The organism is Arthrobacter sp. BG3, assembly GCF_056680185.1.
The window spans coordinates 4,138,923-4,153,748 of sequence record NZ_CM155270.1 but is presented as its reverse complement, the minus strand read 5'-3'; the positions used below and the strand labels follow the sequence as shown (position 1 = coordinate 4,153,748).

17 protein-coding genes are annotated in these 14,826 nt (G+C 67.6%); 8 read left to right on the top strand and 9 right to left on the bottom strand.

Translation table 11 applies throughout. The features are described 5' to 3' along the window. Positions 1-6: 6 nt before the first annotated feature. On the bottom strand, positions 7-669 hold the full coding sequence (locus AC1MFL_RS18760) for a peptide deformylase (RefSeq protein WP_479811909.1): 663 nt from the start codon (positions 667-669) through the stop codon (positions 7-9). A 9-nt stretch (positions 670-678) separates the two neighbouring features. Next, a complete protein-coding gene (locus AC1MFL_RS18755; RefSeq protein ID WP_479811907.1) occupies positions 679-1,650 on the bottom strand; it encodes a hypothetical protein in 972 nt (323 codons plus the stop codon). Positions 1,651-1,719: 69 nt separating this feature from the next. On the opposite strand from AC1MFL_RS18755, the gene AC1MFL_RS18750 reads away from it, so the two are divergent. Then, positions 1,720-2,124, top strand: a complete 405-nt coding sequence (locus AC1MFL_RS18750; RefSeq protein ID WP_479811905.1) for a nuclear transport factor 2 family protein — start codon at positions 1,720-1,722, stop codon at positions 2,122-2,124. Between the two features lie 40 nt (positions 2,125-2,164). Here the strand turns inward: AC1MFL_RS18750 and AC1MFL_RS18745 are convergent, their stop codons facing one another. The 3 genes from AC1MFL_RS18745 to AC1MFL_RS18735 are packed head-to-tail and all read right to left on the bottom strand — an operon-like array spanning position 2,165 to position 5,222. Next, positions 2,165-3,304 carry an FAD-dependent oxidoreductase gene (locus AC1MFL_RS18745; protein WP_479811903.1) on the bottom strand — a complete coding sequence of 380 codons (1,140 nt, stop codon included), beginning with the start codon at positions 3,302-3,304 and terminating at the stop codon, positions 2,165-2,167. Then, positions 3,297-3,956: a class I SAM-dependent methyltransferase gene (locus AC1MFL_RS18740; protein ID WP_479815564.1), complete on the bottom strand. Its 660-nt coding sequence runs from the start codon at positions 3,954-3,956 to the stop codon at positions 3,297-3,299. The genes AC1MFL_RS18745 and AC1MFL_RS18740 overlap by 8 nt, the downstream gene beginning before the upstream one ends. A 51-nt stretch (positions 3,957-4,007) precedes the next feature. After that, the gene (locus tag AC1MFL_RS18735) at positions 4,008-5,222 is read right to left on the bottom strand and encodes a type III polyketide synthase (RefSeq protein ID WP_479811901.1); all 1,215 of its coding nucleotides are present in this window, start codon (positions 5,220-5,222) and stop codon (positions 4,008-4,010) included. Between the two features lie 1,118 nt (positions 5,223-6,340). Here AC1MFL_RS18735 and AC1MFL_RS18730 point away from each other — a divergent pair. Continuing rightward, positions 6,341-7,684: an ammonium transporter gene (locus AC1MFL_RS18730; RefSeq protein WP_479811899.1), complete on the top strand. Its 1,344-nt coding sequence runs from the start codon at positions 6,341-6,343 to the stop codon at positions 7,682-7,684. Between the two features lie 646 nt (positions 7,685-8,330). Here the strand turns inward: AC1MFL_RS18730 and AC1MFL_RS18725 are convergent. Then, positions 8,331-8,663 carry a hypothetical protein gene (locus AC1MFL_RS18725; protein WP_479811897.1) on the bottom strand — a complete coding sequence of 111 codons (333 nt, stop codon included), beginning with the start codon at positions 8,661-8,663 and terminating at the stop codon, positions 8,331-8,333. Between the two features lie 358 nt (positions 8,664-9,021). Between AC1MFL_RS18725 and AC1MFL_RS18720 the strand changes: the two genes are divergently transcribed. The 4 genes from AC1MFL_RS18720 (at position 9,022) to AC1MFL_RS18705 (ending at position 11,650) form a co-directional block, all read left to right on the top strand. Beyond that, a complete protein-coding gene (locus tag AC1MFL_RS18720; RefSeq protein ID WP_479811896.1) occupies positions 9,022-9,822 on the top strand; it encodes a CPBP family intramembrane glutamic endopeptidase in 801 nt (266 codons plus the stop codon). Positions 9,823-10,098: 276 nt separating this feature from the next. Beyond that, positions 10,099-10,650: a universal stress protein gene (locus AC1MFL_RS18715; RefSeq protein ID WP_479811894.1), complete on the top strand. Its 552-nt coding sequence runs from the start codon at positions 10,099-10,101 to the stop codon at positions 10,648-10,650. Further along, a complete protein-coding gene (locus AC1MFL_RS18710) occupies positions 10,650-11,276 on the top strand; it encodes a fluoride efflux transporter FluC (protein ID WP_479811892.1) in 627 nt (208 codons plus the stop codon). The genes AC1MFL_RS18715 and AC1MFL_RS18710 overlap by 1 nt, the downstream gene beginning before the upstream one ends. A 5-nt stretch (positions 11,277-11,281) precedes the next feature. After that, a complete protein-coding gene (locus AC1MFL_RS18705) occupies positions 11,282-11,650 on the top strand; it encodes a fluoride efflux transporter FluC (RefSeq protein WP_479815562.1) in 369 nt (122 codons plus the stop codon). A 71-nt stretch (positions 11,651-11,721) separates the two neighbouring features. Here the strand turns inward: AC1MFL_RS18705 and AC1MFL_RS18700 are convergent, their stop codons facing one another. The 3 genes from AC1MFL_RS18700 to AC1MFL_RS18690 all read right to left on the bottom strand — a co-directional run bounded on the left by AC1MFL_RS18700 (position 11,722) and on the right by AC1MFL_RS18690 (position 13,571). Then, complete coding sequence (locus AC1MFL_RS18700; protein ID WP_479811890.1) at positions 11,722-12,486, bottom strand: sulfite exporter TauE/SafE family protein; 765 nt, start codon at positions 12,484-12,486, stop codon at positions 11,722-11,724. After that, a complete protein-coding gene (locus tag AC1MFL_RS18695) occupies positions 12,483-13,088 on the bottom strand; it encodes a rhodanese-like domain-containing protein (RefSeq protein ID WP_479811888.1) in 606 nt (201 codons plus the stop codon). The genes AC1MFL_RS18700 and AC1MFL_RS18695 overlap by 4 nt, the downstream gene beginning before the upstream one ends. 180 nt (positions 13,089-13,268) lie before the next feature. Then, complete coding sequence (locus AC1MFL_RS18690; protein WP_479811886.1) at positions 13,269-13,571, bottom strand: rhodanese-like domain-containing protein; 303 nt, start codon at positions 13,569-13,571, stop codon at positions 13,269-13,271. 152 nt (positions 13,572-13,723) lie between these two features. Here AC1MFL_RS18690 and trxA point away from each other — a divergent pair, with 152 nt between their 5' ends. Beyond that, positions 13,724-14,095: a thioredoxin gene (gene trxA, locus AC1MFL_RS18685; RefSeq protein ID WP_479811884.1), complete on the top strand. Its 372-nt coding sequence runs from the start codon at positions 13,724-13,726 to the stop codon at positions 14,093-14,095. 70 nt (positions 14,096-14,165) lie between these two features. Then, on the top strand, positions 14,166-14,663 hold the full coding sequence (locus AC1MFL_RS18680; RefSeq protein ID WP_479811882.1) for an OsmC family protein: 498 nt from the start codon (positions 14,166-14,168) through the stop codon (positions 14,661-14,663). Positions 14,664-14,826: the final 163 nt, after the last annotated feature.

Here is a 14,826-nt window from a genome sequence, read left to right as displayed (position 1 = left end):
CTTGATTCAGGCGTCCGGCAGGAACCCGAGTTCCTGCCGGGCGAGGCTGATATCGGGCTGCGACCAGCGCGCAGCGTATTCGGCATTGGTGCTGATGGACCGCAGCTCGGCGCGGTCCAGGTAGAGGATGCCGTGCAGGTGGTCGGCTTCGTGCTGGACGATCCGCGCCTGCCAGCCGCTGAACTCCCGCTGCTGCCGGCTTAGGTCCGGAGCGGTGAAGTCGAGCCGGACCGACTCGGGGCGGGAGACGGCCGCCTGCACTCCGTTCAGTGAGAGGCATCCCTCGTAGAACGCCGCGGTGGGGCCGGGCAGTGGCTGGTAGGACGGGTTCAGCATGGCGAAGAACGGCAACGGCTCCCGTCCGCGGACGGCGGCGACCTCCGGATCGACCTCGAACTGGTCCTCGAGCACCGCGAGCTGCAGCGGGATTCCCAGCTGGGGGGCCGCCAGACCGACGCCGGGCGCCTTGTGCATAACACTGCGCATCAGGTCGATCAGCTGGCCAAGTTCGGCGTCGCTCAGCTGGCCGTCAAAGGGCGCGGCGAGCTGCCGGAGCACCGGATGTCCGGCCTGGACGATGGAGGGGAGCACCCCGGCGGCCAGTAGGTGCTGGACGGTTTCATGGATGCGGGCGGCGCTGAAGTCAGTGGGCCTGGCGTCTGGTGACATGGCAACAGACTACTGGCGTCCGCAAGCTGCCGTAATGAATTCGTAAATGCGTCCACGAAGCACGGCTCCGGCGTCGACCTTCAGGATGCCGTCCCGGCCGCCCACGGACACCCTGAGCGGCAGCAGCGTCCCCACCTTGTCCTCCGCTACGGCGTGCGGATCGCAGCGTGCGGGCCGGATCCCCAACCGGAGCTGCTGGCTTGTGCCGCCGGCGCTGAACGAAACGGATCGGGGCCACGGGGCGGACGCGTCCTCTTCGAGCAGGGTGGTCTGATCGATCGAGTTGATCGTCAGGGATCCCGTTGAGCCGGGATTCACGGCGCCGGGAGTGCTTCGCGGCGTGACCGTTAGCTTCATGACTGCGCTCTGCCCGCCGGCGGCCACCTCGAGTTCCGGTTCCAGCCGGATTCCGGCGACCGCAGAGACCGCCTGGCTGAGGCACATTTCCGCGTTGTTGCGGCTGAGCACCCCGTACGGATCAGTGGGACGCACTGTGGCCGTGGACCCGGTCCCCGGACCGTCGGCAAGCCGCAGGACCAGCGCGGGCCCCTCGCCCACGGGTTCTGTCTGGAGTCCGCATTCCGGGGCGCGCAGTTGCGCCGGCAGCATCTTGGTCTGCCCCGGCGGGAGTTCGATCCCGCCGGGAGTCGCCTGCCACTCGATGGTGCCGGCGAAGAGCGGGCTGGCCAGGCCCGCGCCGCGGACCGTCACCGGGGCGGGGGTGGTATTGGTCAACTGGATGGCGATGATTTGGTTGCTGTAGTTGTCGCGGAGCTGGTTGATCTCGGCGGTGACCGGGACGGCCGCAGGAACTGCCTCCGGCGTCGCCATGGCTGGCGCCGAGGGTGTGCCGGCGCCGGAAGTAGCTGCGCTGCAGGAAACCGTCATGGCGAGGCCGACCACGGCGGCAGCCAGACCGCATACCGTGAAGATTCGCGTTCCGCCGGCCGGGAGCCGGAGCGGCGGGGAAGAGCAGCCCATGGGGAAAGTGTATTCCCGGCGGCAGCATGGGTACCCGGGGTGCCGGGCGCCGTCGGCTAGTCTCGTTCCATGACTTCGCTGGCCCCCTTGGACACCGTTCTGGCCCTGCTGCGCGCTCTCGAGGCGGGCGGCGGAGCGAAGGATATCTTGCCCTTCCTGGCCGAGGACTACACCCTGCACGAGGCGCCCCATCTGCTGGCACCGGCCGGGGCAATCCGGAACCGCGGGCAGGTCCTGGCGGGGGCGGCTGCAGCCCAGGACGTCATCTCGGGGCAGCGTTTCGAAGTGCGGCGCACGACGTGTGAAGGCACCCGTGTGGTGGTGGAAGCCGACTGGACAGCCACGCTGCTGATGGATCTTCCGCACTGGGACACCGGCGAGGTCATCCGCGCCAGGATTGCGGCCGTTTTTGAGGTCCGGGACGGCAGAATTATCAGCCAGGACAGCTACGACTGCTACTTCACGCCCGCCTGAGCGACCCCGGGCGGGAGGGCCCGCAGCCCCGGCGGGGCACTCACTGCATGGTGAAGCGGCGGGCTACGAGTCCGTTGAGGGCCGGCATGGCCGCGGCCGCGGCGATGGCCCGGTTCCGCACTGACAACGGCCCCGCCGGCAGCGGCCGCCCCAGCGCCATGTTGATTTCGGACTGGCGTGCCGCCCGGGCTGCTGCCGCCCGGCGGCTCACCTCGAAGTTTCGGAGGTCCGCCCCCACGTCCGCGCCGCGCAGCGAGGCGAGAATCACCGGCGCCAGGGCGACGGCGTCGAGCCAGCCCAGGTTCATGCCCTGGCCACCGATCGGACTGATCTCATGGGCGGCGTCGCCGATCAGCACCGTCCGGCCGTTCACCATCCTGCGTGCCAGCCGTGCGCGTGCGCCGAAGCTGCTCAGCATGCTGTTGCTCGCGGGGTCGACGTCAATCCCGGTGCGTTCCCCGATCCGTTTCACGAGCCAGCGGGCGTCCCGCCCGATCCCGGGGCCTGCGAGGCGCACCACCCAGCGGCGCAGCCCTCCTGGCAACGGAAAAGACTCCACGATTCCTGCAGATTCCAGGAACAGTGCCGCGTCCGGACCAAATCCGGTGCTGTCGGTGAAGTCTCCCATCAAGTAGCTGTCCGGGTAGTTCTTCGCCCGCACGGCGGTGCCCAGCTGGGAGCGGACGGTCGATCTGACGCCGTCGGCGGCCACCACTAGGGCCGCCGAGTGCCGGATGGCGGTGCCAGTGCCACCGGTGCTCGCCTCCGCGGTGACACGGCCGCCGTCGTGATGCAGCCGGGTGACCCGGACACCGCGGTGCAGGGCCCCGGCGTCGAGTTGGCGGACGCGTTCCTCGAGCACCGCCGCCGTCCGGGACTGCGGCAGGGCGAGGACGAACGGGAAGCGGTCGGAGACGCCGGCAAAGGACATCTCGGCGAGCCGGGCGCCACCGCCGAGGGCGATGCCGCGCCGGATCGGGACCCCTTCGGCCACGAGGTCCTCTGCGACGCCGATCCCCTGAAGCGCGTCCAGCGACGGGGGATGGATGCCGATGGCGCGGGAGTGCGGCTCGGGGCTAGTCCGTTGTTCCAGGATCCGGACGCTGACGCCGTGCTGGAGCAGCAGGGCGCCCATGAACAGTCCCACCGGTCCGCCGCCGATCACCAGGACGTCAGCCACGGCCGCTGCCCTTGTCCAGGATCAGCAGGTTGCGGAACGGCGCTTGGCGGCGGACGCTCCAGCCCGGGGGAGCGGCGGCCCGGAGTTCGGCCGTGGTGTAGCTGCGGCGGATCGAGGTGAGGCCGTCCTGCCTGATGTAGGAGCCGGTGAAGGGCCAGGAGGAGGCGAAGAAGAGACCGTAGGCGGCGGGGCTGCGCCGGAGATCGTTGTGGATGACCCGGCCGTGGCAGAGCCCGGCGGATTCGGCCAGGAACACGGGAAGTTCGTGCTCCGCCAGATGGTGCAGGACGTGGTTGGACACCACCAGGTCAAAGCTCAGGCCTTCGCTGGCCAGCTCCGCTGCCATGGCCTGACGGAACGTCACGCCCGCGGCCTGGTGCCGCTCCGCGGCGAAGCGGCTGGCACGCGGATCCGGATCGATGGCTGTGATTTTCAGGCGGAGGCCGTCGCGGGCGGCCCAGCGGGCGATGATGACCGGCACATCGCCGCCCCCGCAGCCGATGTCCAGCAACGTGGCCGGCGTGCTGCGGCTCAGGAGCGGCCTGAGCTGGCGCAGATAAATGCCGCGCCAGCCGGAAACGGTGCGGTTGACCAGCGCAAATTGGGCGTAGGTGCGGTCAAGCCGGACCGGATCGCAGCCGGGCAGGTCCATCTCCTCGACGGCGTGCGCCGCGCGGTCCCGCAGTAGGTCCACCTCTGCTTCTCAGGCCAGGGCCGATTCGGGCTGGGCGGACCGGGCGGCCGCGTCCCCGGACAAGGCCGCCGTCCCGATGCCGCGGCTGCTGATTTTGGTGAAGAGCGCCGTTTCCACGGTCAGACCGGGCCCGAATGCCATGGAACAGATCCGTTCGCCGCCGTCGTCGGCCCGGTCGGCCGATGGCAGATCAAGGATGTGGCGGAGCACGAAGAGCACAGTGGCGCTGCTCATGTTGCCGTAGTTGCGCAGGGTCTCGCGGGCCGGCACCAGCTGCTCGTCGCTGAGGTCCAGCCTGGACTGGACCTTGTCGAGGATGCTGCGGCCTCCCGGGTGGATGGCCCAGTGCCGGATATCGCGGTAGGGGAGCCCCTGCAGGGAGGTTTCCCGGGAGAGGAGTGGCTCCAGGGCGCCGATGATGTGGTCATCGATGATGTGCGGGACGTAGTTGCCCAGGACCATCTCGAAGCCTTCGTCGCCGATATTCCAGGCCATGGATTCCTCGCCGACCGGCGTCAGGACCGTCTCGAAGTGGTCCAGTCGCAGCAGTGCAGGATCGTCCGGGAACTCACGCGCGGTCACGACTGCCGCTGCCGCGCCGTCGGCGAACAGCGCAGATCCCATGATGGTGTCCGGATCGTTGGAGGTCCGGACGTGCAGCGAGCAGAGCTCGGCGCAGACCACCAGCACGACGGCGTCCGGGTCCGCCTCGCAGAACGACTTCGCGGCCCGGAGCGCCGGGAACGCCGCATAACAGCCCATGAACCCCAGGTGGTAGCGCTGTACCGCGGGATTCAGGCCGAGGGCCCGGACGATTTTGTAGTCCGGTCCGGGGTTGAAGAAACCCGTACAGGACACGGTAACGAGGTGAGTTATGTCAAGTAAAGTGATTTCAGGGCAGGCCGCCAGGGCTTTCTTTGCGGCCTCGATGAAGAGTTTGGTGGCCTCGGTGGCGAAGAGGTCGTTGCGCACTTTCGTGCTGGGACTGAGCAGCAGGCCTGTGTCGGCGTCGAAAAACACCGGGCTCTCGGCCCGGTGGTCCTTGGTCATTTCCTCAACAGCCGTGTGGCGGGTGTCGATGGCCGCGGAATCGAAGCAGGTGCCGACCAGCCGGGTGCCAAGCCTGCTGAGCCCCGGCTGGGCCGCGAAAACGTCCCGGGCTTCGGTTTGGATCAAAACAGTTGGCGGGACAGCAGTTTCCAGGGACCTCAGGTAGACCGTCATGGTTCATTCTCTGTGCGGGCGGTCCAGAAGACAATGGACCACGCCGGGAACCGGATGGGAACCGGGCTGCGGCCGCTAGGCTGCCGCCGCATGGAACGGGTGCAACTGAGCCCTCTCCGCACCCTCTTCAATAACGCCGATAATCAACATTATGTAAAGTAGAAGTTATTTGATTGCAGAATCTGCAGATTGGGACCCGCTGAACGCTCTCCCCGGTTTTGCGTGCCGGGGCGCCTGAGTCCGGGCCGTTACAGGAGTTAGGACCGGACCCCAGTCACGGATTCCGGTTGAACCAGTCCGAGGCGTCCATGGGTCTGGCATTCGGGCGCCCCATTAGATCAACGACGGGGATCCAAGTCTTGCCCGGCACGTTTTCTGCAAGCCATTCAAAGGCCCGAATCGTGGGGCGGGCCGCGATGGTTGCCGGGTCTGTACTCGACAGGGCAACTGACCTAACAAGCCAAAAATCCTCCCGGCACGGCGCTTCAAGGCATGGGCCCAACCCGGATAGACCCTTCACCGGTCCGATCTCCAAGCCATACCATCGCCACTCCCCCAGCATCCCCGCGTCCCGGACTACTTCGTCCGCCGTGGTGACGGGTCCTCCGTTGTGCTCGATACCCGCCCGGACACCCGGGTGAAGCCAGCGGACGAGGACGTGCTCCAGGCAACCAGGGTCCTGCGCACAGGCACTAGCCCAAAACCGCCCGCTCACGCCGCCCCAAAGTTCTCCTGGACCGGACCAGCGTCGACATCACCCAAGGGGGTGGTCCCCGCACGGACCCTTCGACCCCGTCGGCACCTGATGGCCGCCGCGTGGGCGCCAGGATTCCGCGGCTCAGACGCAACGCGCCCACCGGGCAGGTCTAATGGAACCGGCCCCCGCCATTCCGGGGGTCCGGCCCCGCGTGGGTGCACCCGTAAGGGTTGACGGAGAGGCCCCGTTAACATTCCCGAAACATGGCTGTCACGTGATCTTCACGCCGCGGCGATTCCTGTAACGTGCCCGCAACTTTTCTCCCCCTTAACCGAAACATGGCTCGGCGAAAATTGAATCCGGATCGGGGGCCGGCGGCGACATGTCCCGGTATGGCGGTACGACAGGAAGGGACACGCAGGTGGAATTCACTGCGGGAAGCATCTGGATGATGGTCTCGGCGGCACTCGTGCTGCTCATGACCCCGGCGCTCGGCCTCTTCTACGGCGGAATGACCCGGGCCAAGGCTGCGCTGAACATGATGATGATGAGCTTTGTCTCTGTCGGGATCGTCGGTGTCGTCTGGGTCCTGTGGGGCTATTCCATGACCACCGGCACTGGCATCCTCGGCGTGGTCGGCAACCCGTTCACCAGCTTCGGGCTGAGCAACATCATCGGTTCGCCGGACCTGATCAAGGCCGGCTACAGCGCAACCTTCGCCATCATCACCGTGGCCCTGATCAGCGGCGCCATCGCTGACCGGACCAAGTTCACCGCCTGGGCCATCTTCGTCCCCATCTGGATCACCGCCGTGTACTGCCCCCTCGCCTTCATGGTCTGGGGTGGCGGCCTCATGAGCGCCGGCGGAGCGGTCAGTTCCGTTTTCGGCCAGGTCATCGACTTCGCCGGCGGCACCGTCGTTGAGATCAGCTCCGGCACCGCGGCACTCGTTCTGGTACTGATCCTGGGAAACCGGCACGGCTTCGGCAAAGACCCGGCCCACCGCCCGCACAACATTCCGTTCGTCATGCTGGGCGCGGGCATCCTGTGGTTCGGCTGGTTCGGCTTCAACGCCGGCGCCGCCACCACCGTCCAGCAGGCGGGCCTGATCTGGGTCAACACCCTGGCCGCCCCGGCCGCAGCCGTGATCAGCTGGCTCGTGACGGAGAAGATCCGGCACGGCCACCCGACCTCCCTCGGCGCAGCGTCCGGCGCCGTCGCCGGCCTGGTCGCGATCACGCCCTCGTGTGCCAACATCAGCCCCCTCGCCGCACTGGGCCTGGGCCTGCTCGCCGGCGCTGCCTGCGCGGTGTTCGTGGACTTGAAGTACAAGTTCGGGTTCGACGACTCGCTCGACGTCGTCGGCGTCCACCTTGGCGGCGGCCTCCTCGGCACCCTGGCACTGGGCTTCATCGCCCTTCCGGTCAAAGGCGAAGGCGGGGGCCTCCTCTACGGCGGCGGCCTCCACCAGTTCGTCGCGCAGACTGTCGCCGTGCTCATCACGGTTGCCCTGTCCGGGCTCGGAACGGCCGTGATCGGCCTCGCCATCCACAAGACACTCGGATTCCGGGTCAGCCACGAGGACGAGATCGCCGGTGTGGACCGCTCCGAACACGCCGAGAGCGCCTACGCCTTCGCCGAGCTCGCCCTGAGCCGGTTCAACCCCTTCGGGCACCATGGCCACGCACCGCACCCCACGCACACGGCGGCGCCCGCCCATGCGATCCGGGCAGCCCAGCGCGAGAATGAAGACAGCCTCGTCTGACGCACCGACGGGATGGAGAGGACGACGGCGGGACCTCCCGCCGTCGTCCTCTTTCGTTGCGACGGTCCGCTGCCCCGGTTCACTGCCCGGGCGGCTGCGGCCCCGCTCAGGATGCCGGGTGCGTGAGCGTCCGCGAGTACATGGGGTGTTCTGGTTGGGGAAGTCCGCCAAGAACAGGTTCACGCAGTTGACGATTCCCAAGTGCAAGCGCAGGACCCGCCAACTCCGGGGCACACCTACGTCGGCTGCCGGGGCCTGGACAAGGTCGTGCATTCGTGCGGGACGCTTTGGCCGACTACGCCAATGCGCATAACCTCGAACGGGACCCAATTCGGCAACGCGCCGGCGGGCGCAGACAGCGTCGAAGGTCGCCAGCTGTGGCCTGGAGCCGCATAACGAAGGCAAGATTCTGCGATTTGGGTCAGCTGTAGTGAGACAAGGGCAGTCATGCTGTCTCACCACGACTGACCCAACCGCGTAAATGCAGGCCCTGATGGGTCAGGATATTTGAGACAGGCCAGCATCCGAAAAGGCTTGCGCCGCGGTACTCCCCGCCGACCCAGATTGGCTGGACCAGGACGGATACGAACCACAGAAAGTCGGGCGTGGATCATCGCACCCGCCTTTTCTGCTTGGCCCAGAAACTTCAGGACATGCCCTCAAGCGCCATGGAGTAGATGCCGTACAGAAACGCCCCGGCGGTGACCACCAAAGCGATGGCCCCGGGGAGCCTTCCTTGCTTCCCGGTGATGGAGAGGATCCCCAGGAAGACCGCATACAGGGTCAGCGGAATGGTAAAAAACACGAAGAGGCCGCCCAATCCCAGCCCCTGCGGACCAGGACCTACTGCGATGGAAGCGAGGGTCGTTACGACGGCGTTCACAATGACCAGGATCAGGGCAAGCAAGCCGACCGTGAACTTCCCTTTTCGCCGCGGCGCACCCCGGATGCGGTAGCTGCCTTCCGGTCCTGTCCCCATGAGGGTGACGGTACGCCATGTCCATGCCAAGGTGGCCCATCAAGGCCGAATATGCACAACCTGCGAGCCGCTGGAACAGCCGGTCGGCCGTCGAACGAAGCCCGGCTACCAGGTTCCTCTCCCCCGCGGCATGAAAATGGCCGACGCTCCCCCAGCCACGGCGTTCAGCGGCTGCCGCTTCGGGTTGCCGTCGCCGATCCTGCTCACGGGCGACCTCTAGCGGATCCACGACGACTGGCGGAGATGGCGCCCGGCTGCCCGAGACCAGCTGTCGACAAGGACACCGTCACGTTCGAATGCCTCTACCGACTTGGGCCCACTGGCACCAAACTGAAGTTGATGCGAAAGGACGGCCCCGATGAGCGTGCAGGGGGTTCAAAGCTGGCGCACCTGGATGTGGTGCTCGTGGCTGGTCGCGGCGATGATGCTGTTGGCGCTCCTCGACCTGACGGTTTACGGTCTGGTGTGCCCGTTTCGGCGCTTTGTCTGGCTCTGGTTTCCGGGCCCGCTGCCTGCGGCGGCAGGGAATAGACAGGTTGGATCTGGCCGTGGTGGCGGCGCTCTATCTGGCGGTCACAGCGCTGTTCCGTGTGGCCTTTACCGTCTTTACTGTTACGAACGTGCTGGGCCTGTTCCTTGCTTCGGCGCTGGGCTCGTCGTGGGGGTAGCGGGCCCTGTCTTCTACACGGTTGGCCGGGGGCGGCCGCCCGCCGACCTCGGGCTGTGGCTCGGTAACTGGAAGCCGGCGGTAGCCCTGGGACTGATTCTGGCGGCCATTCAGTTCGCCATCACACTCGTCGGCTATCCTCTTCCGGAACCAGTTGCCTGGGTGCCCTTGCTTGTGATGTCTCTGACCGTCGGCGCATTTGAAACCGTGTTCTTCCGCGGTTTCATCCAGACCCGCCTCAGCGCCAGTTTCGGCCAGGCCGCCGGCATTGCAATCGCTGCAGCACTGTACGCTGCGTACCACGTCGGCTACGGGATGAGCGGCGAAGGCATGATCTTCCTCTTTGGGCTCGGTGTCCTCTATGCGGTTGCGTTCGCCCTGACTCGAAACGTCCTGGTGCTGTGGCCCCTGCTCACTCCATTGGGTTCGTTCTTCAACAATCTCAACACCGGAGACATTGAGTTGCCCTGCCTGACGGCTGCGCCGCCGTGACTCGTGGGCCCAGATCACAGGCTGTCCAGTGGCACCACGCTGCAACGGAAAACGGTGTAATGCTGCTGCGGGTTGGGCCCGGGCCCGACGTACGCGGCGATGAAGTGCGCCTGTCCGGGGAACAGGTGATACGTTCGTGGCGGATCCCGCAGCGGCCAGCCAGGCCCGGCTCCGGAAGCCCTCTGCCAAATACAACCGACGGCTGGAAGTCGCCGCTTCAGTTTCCCGCGGACCACCCGGACCATATCGACGCCGACACCCAGCGACAGGAGGGCCATGAATCAGCCAGCCGACAAGGCCCAGGCCGGCACCGGGGCGACCCCCAACGTCCCGCGCCGAATCACCGGACCGGTGTTGATGGGTGTGGTACCTGGCCAGCCCCTGGCGGTCGTGCACCGGGCCTCGGAACTGGCCCACAGCCTGAACGTCAAACTGATCTGCGCGTACGTGGACGTCACCACCTACCTGGCTGAAGAGCCCGACGGCGGGGCCGGCGCGCTGCCGATTGATCCGGACGGGATCGACGACGACATCGAAGGGATCAGCGCAGGCATCAAAGAACGCCTGCAGGAAGCCCTGGCCGGCAGCGGGGTCCACTGGTCCTTCGTGACCCTCGCCGGGGATCCGGCCCGGGCCCTCGGACGGCTGGCAGAGTCCGCCGACGCTTCCGTCATTGTGGTGGGCACCCGCGAACGCGGACTCGGAGCCCGGCTGGAGGAGCTGCTCGTCGGCTCCGTGGCGGTCCACCTTACCCACCGCCAGCACCGGCCGGTCCTGGTCGTCCCGCTCGCCCCGCACCGCAAACAACATCGGCAGGAGGGCCGCTGATGGAACCGCCCTCCCCCGAGTCCACAGCCCCCGCCCGTCCTTCCGAGACCCGTCCTTCCGAAAAGTCCGGGGCGGCAGGCGCCGGAAGGCCGCCCGCCGACGCTGATGCGGCGCCGACCGCCAGTGCCGAAACGGATGCGGGCACCCTGGGCGAGGCCCGCGCCCATCGCCCAGTGCACCTGCACCCCGGCTTCGTGCTGGTCGTCATCACCGGAGGGGTGTTTGGCGCCCTGGCCCGGTATGGTCTCAGCACCGTCCTGCCGTCCCCGGGAGGCTGGCCGCTGCCGACCCTGATCATCAACCTGGCCGGGGCATTCCTCCTCGGCGTTCTGCTGGAGGCACTGGTCAGGCGCGGTCCGGACGCCGGACGGCTGAGGGCGGCCCGCCTGCTCGCCGGCACCGGCTTTATCGGGGCCTTCACCACCTACAGCACCCTGGCCCTGGAAACGAACACCCTGCTCGGGTCGGGACGCCCGGCCGACGCCCTGGTGTACCTCGCCGCGACGCTGCTCGGCGGCGCTCTGGCAACAGTGGCCGGAATCCGGGTCGCCGTCGGGCGTCACCGCGGGAACGCCCGACGCCGGGAAGCAGCCGTACGCTCCGGGCGTGCGGAGGGCAGCCGGTGAACGTCCTGACCATACTATTGCTCGGCCTCGCCGGCGGCCTCGGCGCCGGAACCCGTTTTGTAGTCGACGGGCTGGTCCGTTCCCGAGTCCGCACGGCACTGCCGGTGGGAACCATCGCCATCAACGTCACGGGATCGTTCCTGCTTGGCTTGGTCGCCGGGGCCGTGATTGTCCACGCGGCACCCGTCGAGCTGCAGGCCATCGCCGGCACCGGTTTCCTGGGCGGTTACACCACCTTCAGCACCGCCAGCGTCGAGACCGTCCGGCTCATCCAGTCCCGCCGCACCGGACTGGCCCTCGTTAACGGAATCGGCACCGCGGTCGGCGCGGTCGGCGCCACGGCCGCCGGACTGGCCCTGGCAACCCTGTTGTAGGTGCAACTGCTTCCCCTGATGCGCGAAAGCTTCCGGCCCCGGTGTTTTTCCTCATCCCGTCACGGGCACTCTTAGGACAGGAGTGCCTGTACGGCGACGTAGGCGGCGATGACGAGGACGAGGATGCCGAAGCCGCGTTTGAGTGCCTTGTCCGGGATGCTGGTGCCGATCCGGCCGGCTGCGAGGGAGGCGACCATCGCGGCCCCGGCGAAGGCTGCGGTGACGGCCCAGTCGATCTGCAGGTCGCCCAGGTGGGCGGCGAAGCCGGCGGCGGAGTTGATGACGATGATCACCAGGGAAGTCCCGACCGTCACGGCCATCGGGAGCCCGAGGACCAGGGTCAGTGCGGGGACGATCAGGAAGCCGCCGCCGACGCCGAGCAGGCCGGTGAGGAACCCGACGACGGCGCCGGTGGCGATCGCCTTGGGCAGGCAGCTGCGCCAGTTGACCCCGCCTCCGGGCAGGGCGCAGGAGCCGCCCGCGGAGGTGGAGGGCAGCAGCATCCGGATGCCGGCGAAGACCATGATCGCGGCGAAGGCCAGGAGCAGGATCTTCGGGTCCAGGAGCCGGTTGACCATCGCGCCGAGGTAGGCGGTGGCGGTTCCTGCGGCGCCGATGATCAGCGCGAGCCGCCAGTTCACCCCGGTCCGGAGCCGGGGCAGTACCGCGACGGCGGAGGACGCGCCGACGACGACCAGCGACGTCGGGATGGCCGCGGCAAGCGGCAGCCCGACCCCGTAGACCAGGGCGGGGACGGCGAGGATGGATCCGCCGCCTCCGACCAGGCCCAGCAGGGCGCCGACGATCAGCCCGAACGCCGCCGCGGTGAGGATCATGCCCGGGCGTCCAGGTTCTGCAGGGCCTGGTGCGCGGTGGGCTCGTTGGCGGAGCGGTTCCACGGCATCTTCGAGAGCATCTGGCCCATGGCGCAGCTGTTGGTCGCGGCGGAGAACGTCAGCCCGGCGCCAATGCCGCCGGCGAGCAGTCCCAGCTTCGGTGAGACAAATTTCGCCGCGACGATGCTGGCGAGGACCAGGGATCCCGCGGTCATCCGGACCTGGCGTTCCAGGGCCCAGGGCCCGCGGCCGCGGACCACGGTGCCGCCGGCGGCGGCGTAGGCCGGGACTCCCCCGGTCAGGACGCTGGCGCTGGCCAGGCCCACGGAGTCCAGGTGTTTGCGGGCCTGCTCGGCGCGGTTGCCGGACTGGCAGACCAGGACCACGCGGGTGCCCATTTTTGCCGCGAATTCTTCGGTGTGCTCACTGAGCATCGGAAGCGGCACATGGTAGGAGCCCTTGATGTGCAGGGAATCGAATTCTGCGCCGCCGCGCACGTCGATGATCATCAGGTCGTCGTGGTTGTCTTCCCAGGCCTTCAGGGTCGAGGCATCGATGGACTGCGGGGCTGATTCAACGGGGGTGCTCTTCAAGGAAGTCATAATCTCTTTCGGAATATCTTGGAACAATTTCGGTACATCTTCGAGCATTTCTGCTGGCGGCCCCGCGTTTGCGGGTAGCCGCCGTCCACCGCCCGGTTCCCAGGGTTAAAGGGACCGGGTCCGGGCAGGTGGAAGCCCGGGCGGCAACTGGGGGGCATGCCGCCCGGGCGGTCTGGTGGGTCAGCTGACGGGGAAGCCCGCAGCCGTCCAATCGAGCATTCCGCCAGGCACGGTGTAGGCCGTGAAGCCCGCGGCCGTGAGCTGGTCAGCGGCCGCTGCGCTGCGGCGTCCGCTGCGGCAGATGGCGATGACGGGCCGGGCCTTGTCCAGGTCGTCCAGGCGGCCGGCCAGTTCGCCCAGGGCGATGTGCCTGGCGCCGGCGATCATGCCCCCGGCAACTTCAGCGGTTTCCCGGACATCGACAATCTGGGCGTCGCTGCCGCTCTTGAGCTGCTCCGCGAGCTGATCTGGGGTGATTTCCATGTACTGGACCTTTCGGTAGGACGGCGCTGTTGCGCTGCAGGAAAGAACTGAGGTACCCCTTCCATAATGATACCCCACGGGGTATTAGAGCAAACCAACCCCCCACACACCGCCCCGTTGCTACGATACCCCTAGGGGTATAATATTTCCCTATGGCAACCATCGACATTTCTGAAGCGACCTTCAACGACACCATCACCGGCAACGACATCGTCCTGGTGGACTTCTGGGCAGCCTGGTGCGGGCCCTGCCGGATGTTCGCCCCCACGTTCAGCAAAGCATCCGAGAACCACACGGACGTCGTCTTCGCGAAGGTGGACACCGAGGCCGAACCCGGCCTCTCCGCTGCCGCCCGCATCACCTCCATCCCCACCCTGATGGCCTTCCGCGACGGGATCCTCGTTTTCTCCCAGCCGGGGGCGATGAACGCGGCCGGGCTGGAACAGCTCATCACGGGCATCAAGGACCTGGACATGGAAGAGGTCCGGGCGAAAGTGGCAGCCGCACCGGCCTCCTCGAAATAAAACGAACCCCCGCCCCGGCCCCCCGGCCGGGGCTTCCCGGGCATGCCCCACCGACGGATCGAGAAACACCTTGAGCAGCGAACCAGTCATCCCAGCCGCCGGCAGCGCAACGGCCACCGGAGGCCCCGCGCCCGGGGGAAGCCAGCCGGTCCGGGTCGCGCACCTGGGCGGCGACCGCTTCGATATCAACATCCGCGGCCACGTCATCCGGACCGACCAGCCGGTCAGCGACGGCGGGGAGGACACCGGCCCCACCCCGACGGAGCTGTTCATCGCGAGCCTCGCCGGCTGCGTCGCATTCTATGCCCGCCGCTACCTGGAACGGCACGCCCTGCCCACCGAGGGCCTGGCCGTGGAGGCCGATTTCCGCATGGGCTCACGCCCCGCACGCGTTGCCCGCATCGAGGTGCGCCTCACCATCCCCGACGGCGTGCCCGCCGAACGGCGCGAGGCCCTGCTCGCCGTCGCCTCCCACTGCACCGTGCACAACTCACTGACATCAGTCCCTGAGATCTCGGTCGCCTTCGCCGGAGAACCGGGAGAACCGGGAGAACGCCTGGTTAATTGAGCCCGAGGGTATCCCGGCATGTACTCCCCCGCCGGTTCCAGCCGGTTTCCTATGGACTATTGCTAAGCATGCTGATATTTGTTGTGCTGTCAAGACCGGCACGAAGCCCCATTAGCGGCCACTCCCCGGAGCGCCGGACGCGCCGGCCGGTGATTAGTGCCGG